The 18,090-nt window shown below is 69.5% G+C and carries 11 protein-coding genes, 1 pseudogene and 2 CRISPR repeat arrays; of the genes and pseudogenes, 10 read left to right on the forward strand and 2 right to left on the reverse strand.

Annotation, left to right across the window (positions count from 1 at the left end):
• Nucleotides 1-26: 26 nt before the first annotated feature.
• Nucleotides 27-2,312: a CRISPR direct-repeat array (repeat unit 29 nt; unit sequence GGGACCATCCCCGCGGGTGCGGGGAGCAG).
• A gap of 225 nt (nucleotides 2,313-2,537) precedes the next feature.
• Genes cas3 through cas2e form a run of 8 tightly spaced genes read left to right on the forward strand, consistent with a single transcriptional unit; the run spans nucleotide 2,538 to nucleotide 11,876 of the window.
• The gene (gene cas3 / locus ACQF4J_RS47055; RefSeq protein ID WP_427168798.1) at nucleotides 2,538-5,465 is read left to right on the forward strand and encodes a CRISPR-associated helicase Cas3'; all 2,928 of its coding nucleotides are present in this window, start codon (nucleotides 2,538-2,540) and stop codon (nucleotides 5,463-5,465) included.
• Complete coding sequence (casA, locus tag ACQF4J_RS47060; RefSeq protein WP_427168799.1) at nucleotides 5,458-7,152, forward strand: type I-E CRISPR-associated protein Cse1/CasA; 1,695 nt, start codon at nucleotides 5,458-5,460, stop codon at nucleotides 7,150-7,152. The genes cas3 and casA overlap by 8 nt, the downstream gene beginning before the upstream one ends.
• The gene (gene casB / locus ACQF4J_RS47065) at nucleotides 7,149-7,844 is read left to right on the forward strand and encodes a type I-E CRISPR-associated protein Cse2/CasB (protein ID WP_427168800.1); all 696 of its coding nucleotides are present in this window, start codon (nucleotides 7,149-7,151) and stop codon (nucleotides 7,842-7,844) included. The genes casA and casB overlap by 4 nt, the downstream gene beginning before the upstream one ends.
• Entirely contained in the window at nucleotides 7,841-9,034 is a 1,194-nt protein-coding gene (cas7e, locus tag ACQF4J_RS47070; protein WP_351584731.1) for a type I-E CRISPR-associated protein Cas7/Cse4/CasC, read from the forward strand. Before casB ends, cas7e begins: the two co-directional genes overlap by 4 nt.
• Complete coding sequence (gene cas5e, locus ACQF4J_RS47075) at nucleotides 9,031-9,753, forward strand: type I-E CRISPR-associated protein Cas5/CasD (protein WP_427168801.1); 723 nt, start codon at nucleotides 9,031-9,033, stop codon at nucleotides 9,751-9,753. Before cas7e ends, cas5e begins: the two co-directional genes overlap by 4 nt.
• Nucleotides 9,753-10,535 carry a type I-E CRISPR-associated protein Cas6/Cse3/CasE gene (gene cas6e, locus ACQF4J_RS47080; RefSeq protein WP_351584727.1) on the forward strand — a complete coding sequence of 261 codons (783 nt, stop codon included), beginning with the start codon at nucleotides 9,753-9,755 and terminating at the stop codon, nucleotides 10,533-10,535. Before cas5e ends, cas6e begins: the two co-directional genes overlap by 1 nt.
• A gap of 4 nt (nucleotides 10,536-10,539) precedes the next feature.
• Complete coding sequence (gene cas1e / locus ACQF4J_RS47085) at nucleotides 10,540-11,526, forward strand: type I-E CRISPR-associated endonuclease Cas1e (protein WP_427168802.1); 987 nt, start codon at nucleotides 10,540-10,542, stop codon at nucleotides 11,524-11,526.
• Nucleotides 11,523-11,876 (forward strand): type I-E CRISPR-associated endoribonuclease Cas2e, encoded by a 354-nt coding sequence (cas2e, locus tag ACQF4J_RS47090; protein ID WP_427168803.1) that lies wholly within the window; start codon nucleotides 11,523-11,525, stop codon nucleotides 11,874-11,876. The genes cas1e and cas2e overlap by 4 nt, the downstream gene beginning before the upstream one ends.
• A 92-nt stretch (nucleotides 11,877-11,968) precedes the next feature.
• Nucleotides 11,969-13,156: a CRISPR direct-repeat array (repeat unit 29 nt; unit sequence GTGCTCCCCGCGCCTGCGGGGGTGGTCCC).
• A 251-nt stretch (nucleotides 13,157-13,407) separates the two neighbouring features.
• Here the strand turns inward: cas2e and ACQF4J_RS47095 are convergent.
• Complete coding sequence (locus ACQF4J_RS47095) at nucleotides 13,408-15,621, reverse strand: tetratricopeptide repeat protein (RefSeq protein ID WP_427168804.1); 2,214 nt, start codon at nucleotides 15,619-15,621, stop codon at nucleotides 13,408-13,410.
• A 37-nt stretch (nucleotides 15,622-15,658) separates the two neighbouring features.
• A complete protein-coding gene (locus ACQF4J_RS47100; RefSeq protein ID WP_427169019.1) occupies nucleotides 15,659-15,874 on the reverse strand; it encodes a hypothetical protein in 216 nt (71 codons plus the stop codon).
• Here ACQF4J_RS47100 and ACQF4J_RS47105 point away from each other — a divergent pair.
• Together ACQF4J_RS47105 and ACQF4J_RS47110 are read left to right on the forward strand one after the other, a co-directional pair.
• Nucleotides 15,843-16,062: pseudogene (locus ACQF4J_RS47105) on the forward strand (IS5 family transposase); the annotation flags it as partial. The gene ACQF4J_RS47100 and the pseudogene ACQF4J_RS47105 sit on opposite strands and share 32 nt — an antisense overlap.
• A gap of 382 nt (nucleotides 16,063-16,444) precedes the next feature.
• Entirely contained in the window at nucleotides 16,445-18,058 is a 1,614-nt protein-coding gene (locus ACQF4J_RS47110) for a sigma-70 family RNA polymerase sigma factor (protein WP_427168805.1), read from the forward strand.
• Nucleotides 18,059-18,090 lie beyond the last annotated feature (32 nt).

Here is an 18,090-nt window from a genome sequence, read left to right on the forward strand (position 1 = left end):
CCGATCTCCCACGAGAGCTGTGGCTTGGGACCATCCCCGCGGGTGCGGGGAGCAGTTCTGGCGCTGGAGCGGGACGAGAACGGGGACGGGACCATCCCCGCGGGTGCGGGGAGCAGACTTGGTGGTCACGCGGTCCCTCCATGGGAAAGGGACCATCCCCGCGGGTGCGGGGAGCAGGCCCCGGAGGAGTCAGGGAGACCGGTGACTTCGGGACCATCCCCGCGGGTGCGGGGAGCAGTGGGCGGGCTTGTCGGCGGGGTGATGGTCGGGGGGACCATCCCCGCGGGTGCGGGGAGCAGAGGCGTCTCGAATAACGGCCTCATGGTCTTCCGGGACCATCCCCGCGGGTGCGGGGAGCAGCCGGCCGGGGCCGCCGCCGTAGGAGATGAACCGGGACCATCCCCGCGGGTGCGGGGAGCAGTCACGGACGCGGCGGGCACCGTTGTTCGCGTTGGGACCATCCCCGCGGGTGCGGGGAGCAGTCGTAGGAGAACGTCACCGGCAGCACGTTGGAGGGACCATCCCCGCGGGTGCGGGGAGCAGGGCCTCAACCCCACTCGCCGGTGCCTCGCGACGGGACCATCCCCGCGGGTGCGGGGAGCAGACCGCCACCGAGACGCCGGACGTCACGGAGTAGGGACCATCCCCGCGGGTGCGGGGAGCAGAAGTCCGCGGCGGTGTCCGCGTAGGTCTGCCGGGGACCATCCCCGCGGGTGCGGGGAGCAGGCGCACAGGACGTTGATCGTTTGCTACAGCCTGGGACCATCCCCGCGGGTGCGGGGAGCAGATATCCGTGCAGGAGGCGGGGCTTCTGCAGTCGGGACCATCCCCGCGGGTGCGGGGAGCAGAGGCAGACCGCATCGACCCTCGGGGAGGGACTGGGACCATCCCCGCGGGTGCGGGGAGCAGGCTTGTTGCGCCGAGCCTTGCAGCTTCGCGGCGGGACCATCCCCGCGGGTGCGGGGAGCAGAAGTACGGGCCGGAGGGGGCGGCAGCCGTCTGGGGACCATCCCCGCGGGTGCGGGGAGCAGTTGGTGGCCAGGCCGATGCGGACACCGGAACTGGGACCATCCCCGCGGGTGCGGGGAGCAGAGGCCCGTCGCGGTCTGCGCGGCCAGGGTGAAGGGACCATCCCCGCGGGTGCGGGGAGCAGGCCGCCGTACGGACCGCGTTCGAACTCGCCCAGGGACCATCCCCGCGGGTGCGGGGAGCAGTCGGCTGCCATCCATGCTTTGAGTGCGGTCACGGGACCATCCCCGCGGGTGCGGGGAGCAGACCTTGACGACGGATAGACTGTCCGTCACCTCGGGACCATCCCCGCGGGTGCGGGGAGCAGATCCGACCGCATTCGAGGGGAGGGACCATGCAGGGACCATCCCCGCGGGTGCGGGGAGCAGCCCCGCCGGAGCGCGCAACACACGTTATGCGCGGGACCATCCCCGCGGGTGCGGGGAGCAGTGGCCCACGGTCGGGGTGGCACCGGAGGAGGCGGGACCATCCCCGCGGGTGCGGGGAGCAGCGGATCAGGGCGGAACCGCCGGGTCGCTACAGGGGACCATCCCCGCGGGTGCGGGGAGCAGAGTTGCTGGCCGGATGGCAGGGCGATGACGTTGGGACCATCCCCGCGGGTGCGGGGAGCAGGAGGTGGGCGGGGAGTTGGCTGATGGCGTCGAGGGACCATCCCCGCGGGTGCGGGGAGCAGCGGCGTCCGCCGCGGATCTGGTACTTGACCGAGGGACCATCCCCGCGGGTGCGGGGAGCAGTGGCGTCACTGCCCTGTCGTGGTGGTGATGTGGGGACCATCCCCGCGGGTGCGGGGAGCAGACGCCCGCTCAAGTCGACGAGCTCCCGGCGTGGGGACCATCCCCGCGGGTGCGGGGAGCAGGTACTCGTCGCCGTCGTCGTCGGCCTCGTCCAGGGACCATCCCCGCGGGTGCGGGGAGCAGCAGCTGGACGCCAACGCCGTCTATCACGTGAAGGGACCATCCCCGCGGGTGCGGGGAGCAGGTCATCGTGCCGATCGTCGCGTCAGACGCCTGGGGACCATCCCCGCGGGTGCGGGGAGCAGTAGCGGAAGGTGTTGTCCGGCTTGACCTTTTGGGGACCATCCCCGCGGGTGCGGGGAGCAGGTGCCGCTGCTGACCTTGCCGCCGCGGGTGATGGGACCATCCCCGCGGGTGCGGGGAGCAGACGGGTGTTCACAGGGCCGTCGGGTGGGGAGGGGGACCATCCCCGCGGGTGCGGGGAGCAGTCCTTGGGGCGGGTGGTGCCGGGGCGGGGCGGGGGACCATCCCCGCGGGTGCGGGGAGCAGACTGCGTGACCTGCGGCTTTACGAAGCAAGTGCCGTCAATTTTACGAGTTTCAGAAAATCCGGCGAAAGGCACTTATCGCCCCTCAAGTTCCTGCCGTGGCGGTCGATCGAGGACTCACTCGGGATCTTGACCGGCGTCTGTGAAGTGGTCTCGACTGACGATAGGCCCTCTCCGCTTTCTTCATATTGGCTTCCCTCTTCCTCTACGTCCTGTAGGTATCTGGCATGACAGGCGAGGGGGACGCCCCGTCGGGGCTACACGCCCGGTTGGGCAGGCCAGCGTTGAGCGTATGGGCCAAGCACGAGCGTGATTCTGACGGGTGGCTGCCGTTGTGGCGGCATATGGAGGACAGTGCCGCCGTGGCCGGGCGGTTATGGGACGAATGGTTACCGCTGACCGTGCGGAGGCTGATCGCCAGCGCGCTGCCTGGTGGGGAGGCGGGTGCGCGCCGGCTGGCGGTGTGGCTGGCCGGTGTGCACGACATCGGGAAGGCGACGCCCGCGTTCGCCTGCCAGGTCGAGCAATTGGCGCAGGTCATGCGTGGCCATGGGTTGGATATGCGCTCGCGGCAGGCGATGGGCGCAGACCGGCGGCTCGCTCCGCATGGGCTGGCCGGGCAGATCCTGCTGGAGGAGTGGCTGCAGGAGCGGCACGGCTGGACGGTCAAGCAGGCTGGGCAGTTCACGGTGGCGGTGGGCGGGCACCACGGGGTGCCGCCCGAGCACGGACAAATCCAGGCGCTCGACGGTCACCCTCATCTGCTGCGCACGCACGGTTCAAGCCGGGCGCTGTGGAAGCGGGTGCAGGAGGAGTTGCTCGACGCGTGCGCGGACGAGTTCGGCATACGGGAGTGTCTGTCGGCCTGGCAGGGCGTGAAGCTGCCGCAACCAGTGCAGGTGCTGCTTTCTGCGCTGGTCATCGTCTCCGACTGGATCGCCAGCAATCCCGACCTCTTTCCCTACTTTCCCGAGGACGTACCGCGCACGGGCCCAGAGCGCATCGCGGCCGCATGGCGCGGACTGGACCTGCCGGGCCCGTGGCATGCCAAGCAACCAGTGGGGAATGTGCAGGAGCTGTTCGCCTCCCGGTTCGACCTTCCATCGCAGGCGAAGGTCCGGCCGGTACAGGAGGCGGCCGTCGAACTGGCCCGGGGCATGGACGAGCCAGGGCTGATGGTGATCGAGGCGCCGATGGGAGAGGGCAAAACCGAGGCCGCGCTCGCCGCCGTAGAGGTTCTTGCCTCGCGATTCGGGGCGGGCGGTGTGTTCTTCGCGTTGCCGACGATGGCTACCGGCAACGCGATGTTCCCCCGTCTGCTGGACTGGCTCGACCGTCTGCCGGCTCCCGAGGGGATTCGCTACTCGGTGCAGTTGGCCCACTCCAAAGCTGCCCTCAATGACGACTTCGCCGATCTCATGGGCAAGGGCCAGCGGATCGCCGCGGTCGACGTGGACGGATCCGACGAGCGCGAGTGGCGGCCGACGAGCCGGAACCGCTTTGCTGCCGCCGAACTCGTCGCCCACACCTGGCTGCGGGGGCGGAAGAAGGCCATGCTGTCGTCGTTCGTCGCGGGCACGGTCGATCAGCTGCTGTTCGCCGGGCTCAAGAGCAGGCACCTGGCGTTGCGTCACCTCGCGATCGCCGGGAAGGTCGTCGTCATCGACGAGGCGCACGCCTATGACACGTACATGAGCGTCTATCTCGACCGGGTGCTGTCATGGCTGGGTGCTTACCGGGTGCCAGTCGTGGTGCTGTCCGCGACGCTGCCGGCCAGCCGGCGAAGGGAACTGACGGAGGCGTACGCGGGGAAGGCCACCGGCGAGGCCGCAGCCTCCTTCGACGCTGTTGCGCAGGCCGACGAGTATCCCCTTCTGACAGCAGTCATGCCTGGGGGTGAGCCGGTCATGCGGCACCCTGCGGCCTCGACCCGCGGCACGGACGTCGAGTTGGAGCGGCTCGACGACAACGTGGATGTCCTCGCTGACCGACTGGAGACGGAACTGGCCGGAGGCGGCTGCGCCCTCGTCGTACGCAACACGGTGCGCCGTGTTCTCGAAGCAGCGGCGGCACTGCGGGAGAGGTTCGGTGAGGCGAACGTCACCGTCGCCCACTCATGTTTCATCGATGTCGACCGTGCCGCCAAGGACGCAAGCCTCCTGAAAAGCTTCGGGCGGCCAGGCAAGGCCGACCGGCCGCAAGCAGCGCACATCGTCGTCGCCAGCCAGGTCGCCGAGCAGTCCTTAGATGTCGACTTCGACCTGCTGGTCACCGACCTCGCCCCCGTTGACCTCATGCTGCAGCGCATGGGACGCCTGCACCGGCACCTGCGCGGCGGAGAGGAACAGACCGGCCGGCCAGAGCGGCTGCGCCAGGCACGCTGCCTGGTATCGGGAGCCGACTGGAGCGCTCCCGTGCCCGCGCCGATGCGCGGGTCGCTCGCGGTCTACGGGGCGTACGCGTTGCTGCGCTCCGCTGCCGTCCTGCTGCCGCACCTCGACGGCGGCCAGCAGCGGCCCGTAAGGCTGCCGGCGGACATCAGTCCACTGGTGCAGCGCGCATACGCCGATGAGCCCGTGGGCCCGGTCGGTTGGGCGGATGCGCTGGAAACCGCCCGTGCGCGCTATGAGGAGCATCGTGCGGACCAGGCCGAGCGGGCCGCGACGTTCCGGCTGGATGCTGCCGCCCGCCCAGGCCGGCCACTGTTCGGCTGGGTCGCAGCGGGGGTCGGCGACGCGGACGACACCCGCCAGGGTCGGGCCCAGGTCCGCGACAGCCGGGAGAGTCTGGAGGTCCTGGTCGTACAGCGGCGCGCCGATGGCGCCCTCGCCACGGTGCCATGGCTCACACCCGACCGCAAGGGCCGTCCCCGCGCCGGGCTGCCCCTGCCTACGGACCAGGTACCAACCGCACTCGCGTCCCGAACCGCTGCAAGCTGCGGACTGCGACTGCCGATTCAGTTCAGTTACGCCGACGTCATAGACCGGGCGATCGATGAGCTAGAGAAGTTCTATATCCCCGCCTGGCAGGTGAAAGACAGTCACTGGCTTGCCGGCCAGCTCATCCTCGCGCTCGACGAGCAGTGTCAGACCCGCCTGGCAGGCTTCTGCCTCCGGTACAGCCCCAGTAACGGTCTTGAGGTGACCCGTGCCTGAAACCGACCAGAACAACAGCGGCGGCGTGCTGTCGTTCGACCTCACTGCCCGGCCGTGGATCCCCGTGCTCAGGAGGGACGGTGGCCAGGACGAGCTGTCGCTGCGCCAGGTGTTCGAGCAGGTGCACGACCTGCGGAGCATCGTTGGTGACCTGCCCACCCAGGACTTCGCCCTGATCCGTCTGCTGCTCGCGGTCGCACACGATGCGCTCAACGGACCGCAGGACATCGAGGCGTGGGCGGAGTTGTGGGCGGACGAGACCTGCTTCGCGCCGGTCGGGGCCTACCTTGAGGCGCACCGAGGACGGTTCGATCTGCTGGATGCCAAAGCTCCGTTCTTCCAGACCGCAGGTCTGCACACGGCGAAGGACGAGGTGTTCTCCCTCAACCGGATCGTGGCCGACGTTCCCAATGGAGAACCGTTCTTCACCGCCCGCATGCCCACTGTGGAGCGGCTCACGTTTGCCGAGGCAGCCCGTTGGGTCGTCCACGCGCATGCCTATGACACCTCCGGCATCAAGACGGGGGCGGAGGGTGACAAGCGTGTCAAGGGAGGCAAGGTCTACCCGCTCGGTGTCGGCTGGGCCGGGAACCTCGGTGGCGTCTTCGTCGAGGGCCGCACCCTGCGTGAGACGTTGTTGCTGAACCTGGTGGCGGCCGACACGCCGAACCTGGTGATCGACGAGGCGGACGCGCCGGCATGGCGCAGAGAGCCGTGTGGCCCAGGCGGCGCCGAGCGCGCCCCGACCGGTGTGCGCGACCTGTACACCTGGCAGACACGGCGCTTGCGGCTCCACTTCGACGAGATCGGCGTGCACGGCGTCGTCCTGGGCTACGGTGACCCACTCACCGCTCGCGACCGTCAGCACCGGGAGCCGATGACCGCCTGGCGGCGCAGCAAGCCTCAGGAGGCAAAACTCCGCAAGAGTCCGGTCTACCTGCCACGCGAGCACGCTCCTGAGCGTTCCGCATGGCGAGGGCTGGGGGCCCTGGTCGCCAACGAGGCTGGCACGGCCCAAGGTTCGGAGCCTGCCGCCCACCTGCGGCCAGGGATCTTGGAGTGGGTGGCCCGCCTGGTGACGGAGGGAGAACTGGAACGCGGCTTCCTCGTCCGGGCCCGGATCATCGGCGCACGCTACGGCACGCAGCAGTCGGTGATCGACGAGGTCGTCGACGACCACGTGGCCATGGCCGTTGTGCTGCTTCATGAGCAGGACCGGCGCTATGCCGAGCAGGCCGTCGCGGCGGTCGGCGACGCCGACCTCGCGGTCAACGCACTCGGTGACCTCGCCGCCAACCTGGCCCGCGCGGCTGGCACCGAGACGGATGGACCCCGCTCCAGCGCACGGGATCTCGCCTACGGTCTCCTCGAGGCCCCGTACCGCACCTGGCTCGCACACCTCGCCGACACCGACGACCCTTATGCCAAGCGCACCGACTGGCAGCAGCAGGTGTACGGGATCGTCCTCAAGGTCGGCGACCGGCTGATGGCCGCGGCCGGGGACGCGGCTTGGCAGGGGCGGATCGTCCAACTCAAGCACGGCACCGAGTGGTTCACCTCCGCTCTCGCCGGCAAGTGGTTCCGCGCCGCTCTGCACAAGGGCCTGGGGCGCCCTGATGCCCCTGACACGCCGCCGGATGCGGACGCAAGCCCGGCACCCGAAACCACCGTGAAGGCACCCGCATGACCACTGTCACCGCACCTGCCACCCCACGCGCACGCGTCGCCCGGCTCGCCGCCGACCACATCGCCGTCCTGCAACGGGGCCACCTTGATGATCAGCCTCATGCCGTCGCGGCTCTCGCCCGGCTCCGGCGCGGCGCCGGCCGGGAGGTCGGGCAGCTGCCCGACCTGTGGGCGCTGATCGACATCGGCCCCCTTCACGAGACAACGGACGGTGCCCGGTTGCTGAGCGAGAGCGAACTGATCCGGGCCGAGGACGCCCTGCACGTCGCGCTCACCCTTTACGCGCTGCACCAGCAGTCCCGCCGCGCGGGCATGTATCAGGCCGACCGGCCAGGCCGTCCCCGGGGCCTGGGAGCCTCGGTGCGCCGGCTGATGAAGCCGGGCGAGATCGACGAACCGGTACGCAAACGCCTGGTCCGGGCCGGCACCGCACCCGACCTGCCCGTTCTTGCCCAGCGCCTGCGCGACATCGTCGTTCTGCTGCGCCGCCAGGACATCGAACTCGATCACGCGCAACTCGCCGGACAGCTCTATACCTGGCAGTGGCCCGGCGGCGCGGACACCGTCCGCAGGGAGTGGGGCCGTTCCTTCCACGCCTGGCACGACAAGCCCGCCGTCGGTCAGTCCCCCACCACCAGCTCCGACACCGCCGGCACGACCGGCACCACGGAAAACGACAAGGACGCCTCGTGAACCGCATCTTCCTCGACGTACACGCCCTGCAGACCGTCCCGCCCAGCAACCTCAACCGTGATGACACCGGCGCGCCGAAGACCGCGGTGTACGGAGGGGTGCCGCGCGCCCGCGTCTCCAGCCAGGCATGGAAACGAGCCACCCGTACGTACTTCAAGGAAGAACACCTGCTGGACGCGAGCGAGCTCGGCGTACGGACCAAGAAGATCGTGGAGGCGGTCGCCGACCGGATCACTGCCCTCGATCCCTCCCTCACCGATGAGACCGCGCTGCGCATCGCGGACGAGACCGTGAAGGCCACGGGGTTGAAGACCGAGGTTCCCAAGCGAAAGGCGGCCGCGGCCAAGGACGGTGAGCCGGAACCGGCACCCGAGTCCAGGTACCTGGTGTTTCTCAGCTCCCGCCAACTCGACGGCCTGGCCCGCCTCGCCGTCGAGGGCGCATCCGACATCACGGCGTATCTCAAGGACAAGGACAACAAGGGCCGGGCCAAGCAGATCGCGGACACCCTCCACTCCGTCGACATCGCCCTGTTCGGCCGCATGGTGGCCGACGACGCCGACATCAACGTCGACGCCGCTGTCCAGGTCGCTCACGCCATCAGCGTCCACCGCGTGGACAACGAATCCGACTACTACACGGCCGTCGACGACGAGAACACCGACGCAGAGACGGGCGCCGGCATGATCGGCACCGTCGACTTCAACTCCGCCACCCTGTACCGCTACGCCGCTCTTGGCGTTCACCAGCTCGCCGCCAACCTCGGACAGGGCCTGCGCGACGACGAGCCGCGCACCGATCCGGTCCGCCGGGCTGTGGAGGCCTTCGTCCACGGCTTCGTCGCCTCCCTGCCCACCGGCAAGATCAACACCTTCGGGCACCACACGCTGCCCGATGCCGTGATCGTCAAGCTGCGAACCACCCGGCCCGTCAGCTTTGTCGCCGCCTTCGAGGACCCGGTGCGCGGGGAGACGGGCGGCTACGTACGTGAGGCCTCCGAGCGCCTGGCCGAGTACATCCCCGACATCGAGCGAGCGTACGGAGACGAGGAATCCACGCGCACCTGGGTGCTGCGGGTCGGCCCGAACACCCACAAACTCGCAGGCATCGGCGCCGAGTCGCAAAACCTCGGCGAACTCCTCAGCGCCGTCGGCCAGGCCGTCGCCGAGCGCCTGGAGAAGCCCGCATGAGCGTGCTGACCCTCCGCCTCGCGGGCCCCCTGCAGTCCTGGGGGGCCTCCGCCCGCTTCGCCCGCCGCACCACTGAATCCGCCCCCACCAAGAGCGGCGTCATCGGTATGCTCGCCGCCGCAGCCGGCATCGAACGCGGCGACGACGACAAGCTGAAGCCACTGGCCGCCCTGCGGTTCGGCGTCCGCATCGACCAGCCCGGCACCCGCGTACGGGACTTCCAGACCGCCCACCACGGCGTCACCGGCAAATCCATGCCCCTGTCCGAACGTTTCTACCTCGCCGACGCCGTGTTCGTCGCCGCCCTCGAAGGCGACCACCGGCTGCTGGCCGAACTGCAGGCAGCGCTACGCGCCCCGGTCTACGCACCGTTCCTCGGCCGCCGATCCTGCCCGCCCTCCCTCCCCATCGAGCTCCACCTCCACGAGAACACCGGTCTGCAAGACGCTCTGCGCGAGGAACCGTGGCAGGCCTCGCCGTGGTACCGCAGGCAGCACCGCGGCCACAACCAGGTCGAACTGACCGTGCTACGCGAGGCGGACGCATCCGAGCAGAACAGCGCGGACACCCTGCGCGACCAGCCGCTCAGCTTCGCCGCCGAACACCGACGCCACACTCTGCGCACCCAGGTCAGCTACAGCGTGCGCATCCCCCACCCGTCCACCCGGCAGCTGCCCCGGCATGACCCGTTCGACGCCCTGGACGAAGAGAGCGCCTGATGTTTCTCACCCGCTTCCGCGTGAACACCGCGCGCTCCGGTGCCCGCCGCCTGCTGTCCTCACCACAGGCCATGCACGCCGCCGTCATGTCGTCTTTCCCGACACTGCTGCCTACAGACACACCCCCCGCAGGCGGCCCACGAGTGCTGTGGCGGCTGGACCACACCAGCCGCGCCGAAGTGATGCTGTACCTCGTCAGCCCCGACCGGCCCGACCTCACCCATCTCGTTGAACAAGCCGGCTGGCCCGCCGCAGCTGCCGCCCACCCGGACGAACCAGGCTGGCAGAGCCGCCCCTACGGCCCACTCCTCGACCGGCTCACCACCGGTGACCGGTGGGCGTTCCGCCTCACCGCCAACCCCGTCCACCACGCCCGCCGCAAGGACGACGAACCGACCAAGCGCACCGCACATCTCACACCGGTGCACCAGATGGGCTGGCTCCTCAAACGTCAGGAAACCTGCGGCTTCCGCGTACTGGAAAAAGCAGACGACCAACGACTGCTTCCCAGCGGCACCACCCGCACCAAGCACCCACACTCCGGCGACCGGTACGAGCTGACCGTCCGCGACAAACGCAACCTCGCCTTCGACAAGTCCCGCAGCACCGCCCCTCAGGGCGGCCGCCGGGCACCCGTCAGCCTGGTCACCGTCACCTTCGACGGCCGCCTGGAGATCACCGACCCACAACTACTGCGCCGCGCCCTGACCCAGGGAATCGGCAAGGCCAAGGCGTATGGCTGCGGCCTGCTCACCCTCGCACCACTCGGCACGGCGAGGTGAGACGGTGACCACAGTCTCCCGGCGCACCGCGCTCAGCCCACGCCAGCTCACCCGCACCGGCGAACGGCTGTCCTTCGTCTACCTCGAGCGGTGCACCGTACACCGCGACGCCAACGCCATCACTGCCGAGGATGCCGACGGCACCACCCATATTCCGTCAGCGACCATCGGCACTCTCCTCCTTGGACCCGGCACCCGCATCACCCATCAGGCGATGAGCGTCCTCGGCGAAACCGGCGCCGCCGTCTGCTGGGTCGGGGAACAGGGCGTGCGCTACTACGCCGGCGGCCGCGCCCTGACCCGCTCTTCCGCGCTAGCCGAAGCACAAGCCTTGCAGTGGGCCAACACCCGCAACAGACTTGCTGTCGCCCGTGCCATGTACCGACTGCGCTTCCCCGACGAGGACCCCGCCGGCCTCACTCGCCAGGAACTCCTCGGACGCGAAGGCAGCCGCCTCAAGGACTGTTACCGGGCCCAGTCCGCCCGCACCGGCGTTCCCTGGCGCGGCCGCCGCTACACCCCAGGCGATTTCACCAGCGGCGACCCGGTCAATCAGGCCGTCACCGCCGCCGCCCAGTGCATGTACGGCATCGCCCACGCGGTCGTTGCCTCTCTCGGCTGCAGTCCAGCGCTCGGTTTCGTCCACTCCGGACACGAACTGTCCTTCGTCCTAGACATCGCCGACTTGTACAAGACGGAGATCGGCATCCCACTCGCCTTCGACGTCGCCGCCGAGGACGCGGAAGACATCGGCCCGCGCACCCGCCGGGCCCTGCGGGACCGCATCAACGAGACCTCCCTGCTCGACCGCTGCGTCAACGACATCAAACGTCTACTGCTACCACAGGCGTCATCGGCGGGAACGAGGGGCGCCGACCTCGACGTTGTCACCCTTCAGAGCGACAGTGGCCACACCGTCGTCGCCGGCCGCAACTACGGCGACCAAACCGGTGATCATCAAGCCTACGACGACGTGGAGCTCTCCTGGTGACCGTCATCGTCCTCACCAACTGCCCGCCCGGCCTGCGGGGCTTTCTCACACGCTGGCTCCTTGAGATCTCCGCTGGCGTCTTCATCGGCAATCCGTCCGCCCGGATCCGCGACCTGCTCTGGGACGAGGTCCAGCAATACACCCACCAAGGCCGCGCCCTCCTCGCGCACACGACGAACAACGAACAGGGCTTCACTTTCCGCAGCCATGACCATGCCTGGCACCCGATCGACCACGAAGGCCTGACCCTGATTCGCCGCCCGAACACTCAAGGCTCCTCACATGACGCGAGCGCTCCACGAAAAGGCTGGAGTAACGCATCCAAGCGACGGCGCTACGGCAACAGTTGAGGTGCGCAATACCCTATATTCCTGCTTTGTCGGATTTGGCTAAACTGCTTCAGAATAACCTGCCTCCATGACAAAACAGCAGGTCATCAAGTGGGCTCCCCGCGCCTGCGGGGGTGGTCCCGTCATCCGCTTCGGTGGCCGCCACGGCTCCGGGTGCTCCCCGCGCCTGCGGGGGTGGTCCCGATGCCAACCGGCAGGGCGCCGGCGCCATGAAGTGCTCCCCGCGCCTGCGGGGGTGGTCCCCAGGCGAGGATCCGCAGCAGGAGTGGGCGTCGGTGCTCCCCGCGCCTGCGGGGGTGGTCCCGCCTTCTCCAGGTCCTCCCGGCGGCAGGATCGGTGCTCCCCGCGCCTGCGGGGGTGGTCCCTCTGACCCCCCTTTCATGCTGCCCCCTATCAGGTGCTCCCCGCGCCTGCGGGGGTGGTCCCTCGCGCCGCCACTGCCACCGCGGGTCCGAGTGGTGCTCCCCGCGCCTGCGGGGGTGGTCCCTTCCAGAGCGAGCCGGGCGTGTACGTGAGCCTGTGCTCCCCGCGCCTGCGGGGGTGGTCCCTACAACGTCGACACACCCTCGTGCCCCAACGCGTGCTCCCCGCGCCTGCGGGGGTGGTCCCAGCTCCCGCAGCACCCAGCGCGCGATCGGCCCGTGCTCCCCGCGCCTGCGGGGGTGGTCCCGGCCAGGGCGAGGTCCTGCACGAGCTGGACCTGTGCTCCCCGCGCCTGCGGGGGTGGTCCCATGTTCGCCAGCCGGGCGAAGGCGTCGATCAGGTGCTCCCCGCGCCTGCGGGGGTGGTCCCGGCTCACTGCCGCCGCCGTGGCGGGACTTGTCGTGCTCCCCGCGCCTGCGGGGGTGGTCCCATGCGGCTCGCCAGTGCTGTTCATCGGTGGCTGTGCTCCCCGCGCCTGCGGGGGTGGTCCCCGCCGGGAACACCATCTGCAGGTAGCCGGTGAGTGCTCCCCGCGCCTGCGGGGGTGGTCCTGCGTCCGCGAAGCCGGTGTCCTGCTCGCCGTCGTGCTCCCCGCGCCTGCGGGGGTGGTCCCAGGGTGGTGAACGACTCCCCCTCCCCCTCGGCGTGCTCCCCGCGCCTGCGGGGGTGGTCCCGTCGACACCGACCAGGTCGTCGCCGCCGTGCAGTGCTCCCCGCGCCTGCGGGGGTGGTCCCGTGCCGGGCTCCCACCAGTGCCGCTCGTACAGGTGCTCCCCGCGCCTGCGGGGGTGGTCCCGACCCGCTGTCAGTGGGTCGTGGGAACATCGCGTGCTCCCCGCGCCTGCGGGGGTGGTCCCCACCATCGGAAGCCGTCCACCAGGGCGGCAGGATCTCGGCCACCGTTGCCGCCCGCCCGGGCATGGAGAGGTCTTCGTCGATGCCAGCGGCCAGCCCGCCCCGCCAGAACAGCGGCAGTTTCTCCCCCGGCGACTCTCACAGCACCCACTCGGGGGGCGTCCGGCCAAGCTGTCCGCGCCCGGTACACGATCGAGTACAGCTGGACCGATTCCTGGCCGCCCAGTAGCCGTCGCCAGGTCGTCGTGAGCGGTCACCAGGAGGGTGGTTCGTAGTACCAGACAGGCCGGTCCGGCTGGGCACAGCGGGCGCGGCAGTCCTCGGTCAGCGGGTGATTCGGTCGCAGGGCGCGCTCGCAGTCGGGCAGCAACATCCGGAAATCGGCATCCGACCAAAGAGCCTCTTGGTGGCGGGCTGCGAGGGCGAGTTCGTGGTCGGGACCCAGTGCTCGGCTGGTTTCCTGGACGAGAGGGGCCAGGAGGGCCAGAGCCTCATCCCGCCTGCCGGACCTTCCGGTGAGGCCCGTGTACTCGAGGCGGGCGGCGAAGGCGCGCGGATGGTCAGCGCCGTAGGTGGCGATCCGCCTGTCGATGACGCCGGCGAGAAGGCGCAGTGCCCGCGAGGTGTCGCCGGTCTTGAACACCGCGTCGGACTGGTTCCAGCGTGCATCGACGGTGAATCCGTTGTGCGGGCCCAGCAGCCTGGTCGCGTCGTCGGCCAACTCGCCCCAGAGCCAGGCCGCCTCGGCCGTCCGCCCGCACTCCTGAGTGCCGACGGCGACCTCGAACCTGCATCCGAGGGTGACGGGGTGCGTCGCACCGAGGGTGCGCAGAGAACACTCCTGGGTGTCGAGAGCCAGGCTCAGCGCCTCAGCGGGGCGGCCTGTGTGGACCATCCCTCGTGTGACGCGGAGAGCAGCGAGAATGGTCTCCGGGTGGTCGGCCCCGTACCTCAGGCGACACTCCTCGTGCAGTTCGGTGGCCAGCTCCAATGCCTCCTCATTGCAGCCGTCTATGCCGGTCCAGTAGACCAGAGCTGACCGCAGGTCGAACAAGGCCTCGGGGTTGGTGTCGGCCGGGGCCGAGCGGAGTGTCGTACGCAGCGCGTCGCGGGCCTCCCGCAGCCGCCACACGCTGCCATGGATCTGCGCCACTCCGATCGCGGCGGCCAGAAGCCCGTTGTCCAGCGCCTTCCGAAAGGCCGCCTGGGCGGCCGCACGCCTCGCGTGCGTGATCGCCGACCACCCGATGTCCACGCACACCTCAGGCTCCGCCGCCTCGATTAGCCGGGCCCAGGTGTCGTCGAGGACCGGGACGTCCACGGCGTCCGGCAGATAGTCGAACACGGAGTATGTGTCCGGGTCCTGGGGAATGAGTAGCCCGCTCGTGGCGTGGAGCGGTCTGGTCGCCCACTCCAGGGCCTCTTCCCAGCTCTCGGGCCGCAGTCTGACCCCGCCGCGCGCGGAGAGGTGCCGCTCGTGCAGGTCGCGTAGCAGTGCGACCGGGAGTGGTCCGCTCCAGCCTGCCCGGCGTGCCTCCACCGCCGCGCTGACGAGGGCCGCGCCGCGGACGTGTGGTCCCTCGGGCGCCCAGGCGTCCTGCCAGGCCGTCAGCAGTTGGGGACCGGCAGCGAGGAACTCGGCGACGCCGTAGAGCTCGGAGCTGTCGACAGCGCGCGCCAGGCGACGGTCGTCGCCGAACTGCCGGGCTCGTGCGATCTCTTCCCTGTGCCACTGCCTGTCGAGCCGGATTTCGTGCATGAGAGCCAGGACGTCCGGCCGTGTCCACCTGTTCGAACCGGAGTTCCGGGTCGAGTCCTGTGCCTCCAGGTAACGGGCCCGTTCCTGTGCCCTGATCGTCGAGAGGACCATGGAGCCCGGCGGAGCGAGTCGCTCCAGCAGGTGCAGGGAAAGGCCGCCTGCGCCGAGGTAGCGCTCCAGGTCGTCCAGCCACACGACCGAGTGGCTCTCGCCCCGGACCGCGGCCGCGGCGGCTCGCAGAGCCGGCTCAGTGGGGTCGGGCAGGACGAGGGCGGCTCTGGGAAAGACCGCTCGCGCCGCCTCGAACGCCGCCCGTGATTTGCCGGCCGTGGATTCGCCGACGACCAGCACGAAGCGCTCCCTGCGCAGCGCCTCCTCCAGCTCGGCGCTGCGGTCCCGACGTACGAAGGGAGGCACGCGTGAGCCGACCGCGTGCCCGTCATCCGCCGGGGCGGCAGGGTGGACACCTATCGAGAGCAGGTCATCGATGTCGCGGATGCGGGGAAGCCGGCCCCGCCGGTCCCGTCGTAGTCCGTCCCCGGCGTCGGAGCGGTGCCGGGGTGTCTCCTCTATGAGCCGTTGCCCGCGCTGCGACAGCGCAGCGCCGACCGTCGCGGCGACGGCGACCATGGCACCGCCCACCACACCCGGCAGCAGCCGAGCCAGCCAGGAAACGCCCGACACACCGACGGCGACCAAGACGAGCAACCACCAGCCCCCTGCGCGGTTCCCCCACGTCCGCATGTCATTGCGGTACCCGGGTCGGGAGCGCGGCACGCCCCCTCCGGGACTGCTTGTCGAACGCCTGCTCCCAGGAGCTGAAGGCCGAACGCCAGCCGCGCATGTACGAGGGCAGTCCGATCCGCTTACGAACCTCGTCGAGGCGCCGGTCCCCTATCCCGAAGCGGATGGCGACAGCCCGGTTGGAGAGCATCGTCGAGCACGCCGCGGCCCTCGGCATCGACCTCAAGAATGCCCACGCGCCCGCGGGAACAGGGGATTCACCCCGATCCCGAAACGCTGGGCCGTGGAGCGGACCTACGGCTGGCTCATGCTGCACCGCGCCTGGTCCGCGACTACGAAACCCACCCGCTTCGCTCCGAAGCCATGATTCACCTGGCCATGGCGCGAACCGACATCACCCGATGAAGCCCGCATACTAGTACAAATCAACGGGAGAAAACGACCCCTAAAGATCGATACGGCGAGCGCCGCAGCAACGATCAGCAGGGCGTACGGCCAGAGATTTTCTCAGCCGAGTAAAGAGAATCCGGAGTTGATCCCTCTCCAGGTGTGACGGCTGCTCTCAAGGCGGGGGCAGGCAGGCCGTGGCACGAAGGGGGAGAAATGGATCTTACGACTCTGGTACTGGTGGTGCTGGGCTTCCTGCTGCCGAGTGTCGTTGAGCTATTGCGCAGCGTGGCGGATCGCAATCATGCGGCAGCACAGCGGATTCGCGCCTACGGGGAGGCAGAAGTGGTTCGGGCCAGGCTCGGCCGGCGCGGGTCTGGGCAGAGGGGGCGGGGGCGTGATGTCTGAGCCGGTGGAGGACTTGGCTCTGGAGGCCGTGTACGAGCGGTACTACGGGGAGATGGTCGGCTATGCCGGTCGACGGCTGCGAGAAGCCGGGACGCCGCTGTCCCACGTGGATGCGGAAGATGTCGTCCAGGACGCCTTCGCGGAGGCTTTCCGTAGTCCGCAGCGCATCGTGTGGCCGCGGGCCTATCTCTACAAGGTGATCAAGAACCGGCTTCAGGAACTCCAGGAGCGTGCCGAACGGGCCCACCAATTGGCCGAGTTACCCGCCTCGTCAGCGGTCAGCAGCGTGGAGGAGGTGGTCATCGCGGTATGCGACGTGCAGCGTGCGCTGGCGCAACTGCCCACGCAGCAGCGGAGGGCGGTCTATGCGGCCAAAGCGTTGGGGTTCACTCAGCACGAGGTCGCCGAAAGTATGGGCAAACGACTGGGGACCGTGGGTGTGCATATCGCGCGCGGTGTACAGGTGCTGCGGGCCGCGTTGATGACCACGGCCGCGGTCGCAGCTGTGATCACCTGCATCGGTGCCGTAGCTGGCCTGCGGTACATCAGTGCAGCCTCTCGGGGACGCATGCCCGTCTCGGCTCCGCACGACGTCCCGGCCTGGATCTGGCTCACGCCTTTGATGATCACGGCAGCAGCCGTCGGATACGTGATCTTCGGATCCGTTCGGACGCGCTGGGTCGGGACAGTTTCCGCGGCCCGGCCTCCTGATGTCACGGCACTGGGAACGCTGTTGCTGTATCTGCCGAACTTTCTGTGCAGCCTCAGTGTCCTGTGTGTGGCCGCCTCATTTCTGGGCCGGTATGCCGTCCTCGTGATCCTTCTCTGGGTGGCCAGCGGTGCCCTGGTATTCCACCGGCCCACGGAAAGAGCCATCGCCCGGCGCTTCATGGGGCTGCGCCAGCCCACCCCGCAAGAGCTGGCCCGCCTGGATCCGGTGTGGCGCGAGGTTCTCGCCCGCGCCGGCCTGGCGCAAGCAAGCTACGAACTATGGGTGGAGAACAGCGACCTCGCCAACGGGATCGCTACCGCCAGCCACCTCGTGTGCGTGACCCGCTTCGCCATCAAACAGCTGCCTTCCCATGAGCTGGCCGCCGTCCTGGCGCACGAGCTGGGTCATCACATCGGCGGTCACGCCTGGGCCTCGCTGCTCGGCTACTGGTACGCCCTGCCCAGTCGCATCGTCTGGCGTATCACCCGTGCTGTGGCGAGGGTCGTGTTCCTGATGGCCCGCGTGTTCGGCTTCATCGGCATGGGGCTGGTCCTGGCGATGTTCGGCTCACTGCTCCTTAGCCTGGCCCTGGTGTCCTACGGCCTTCCTGTGATCATGCTTGTTGTCCCGTACGCCCTCGCTTACACGGGGCGGCGGGCCGAGCTGCGCGCCGACCGCTACGCGGCCCACCTCGGGTTCGGCCCGGCCCTGACCCAGCTCCTGACGCGACTGCATCATGAAGAACAGCAGCAACACGCAGCCGCCAAGTCACTGCCCCGTGCCGGCACCGCCCGGGACCGGCTCGGCCAGGGGCTGGCGTCACACCCCGACTACGCCACCCGTTTGAAAGGGCTGGAGCCGTACCTGCCCCCCACAGCTACCTCAGTCAGGTGAGCTGATGCGTGGGTCAGCGGGTGCTGCGGGAC

The sequence above is a fragment of the Streptomyces sp. C1-1 genome, from assembly GCF_050214755.1.
Taxonomy (GTDB): Bacteria; Actinomycetota; Actinomycetes; order Streptomycetales; family Streptomycetaceae; genus Streptomyces.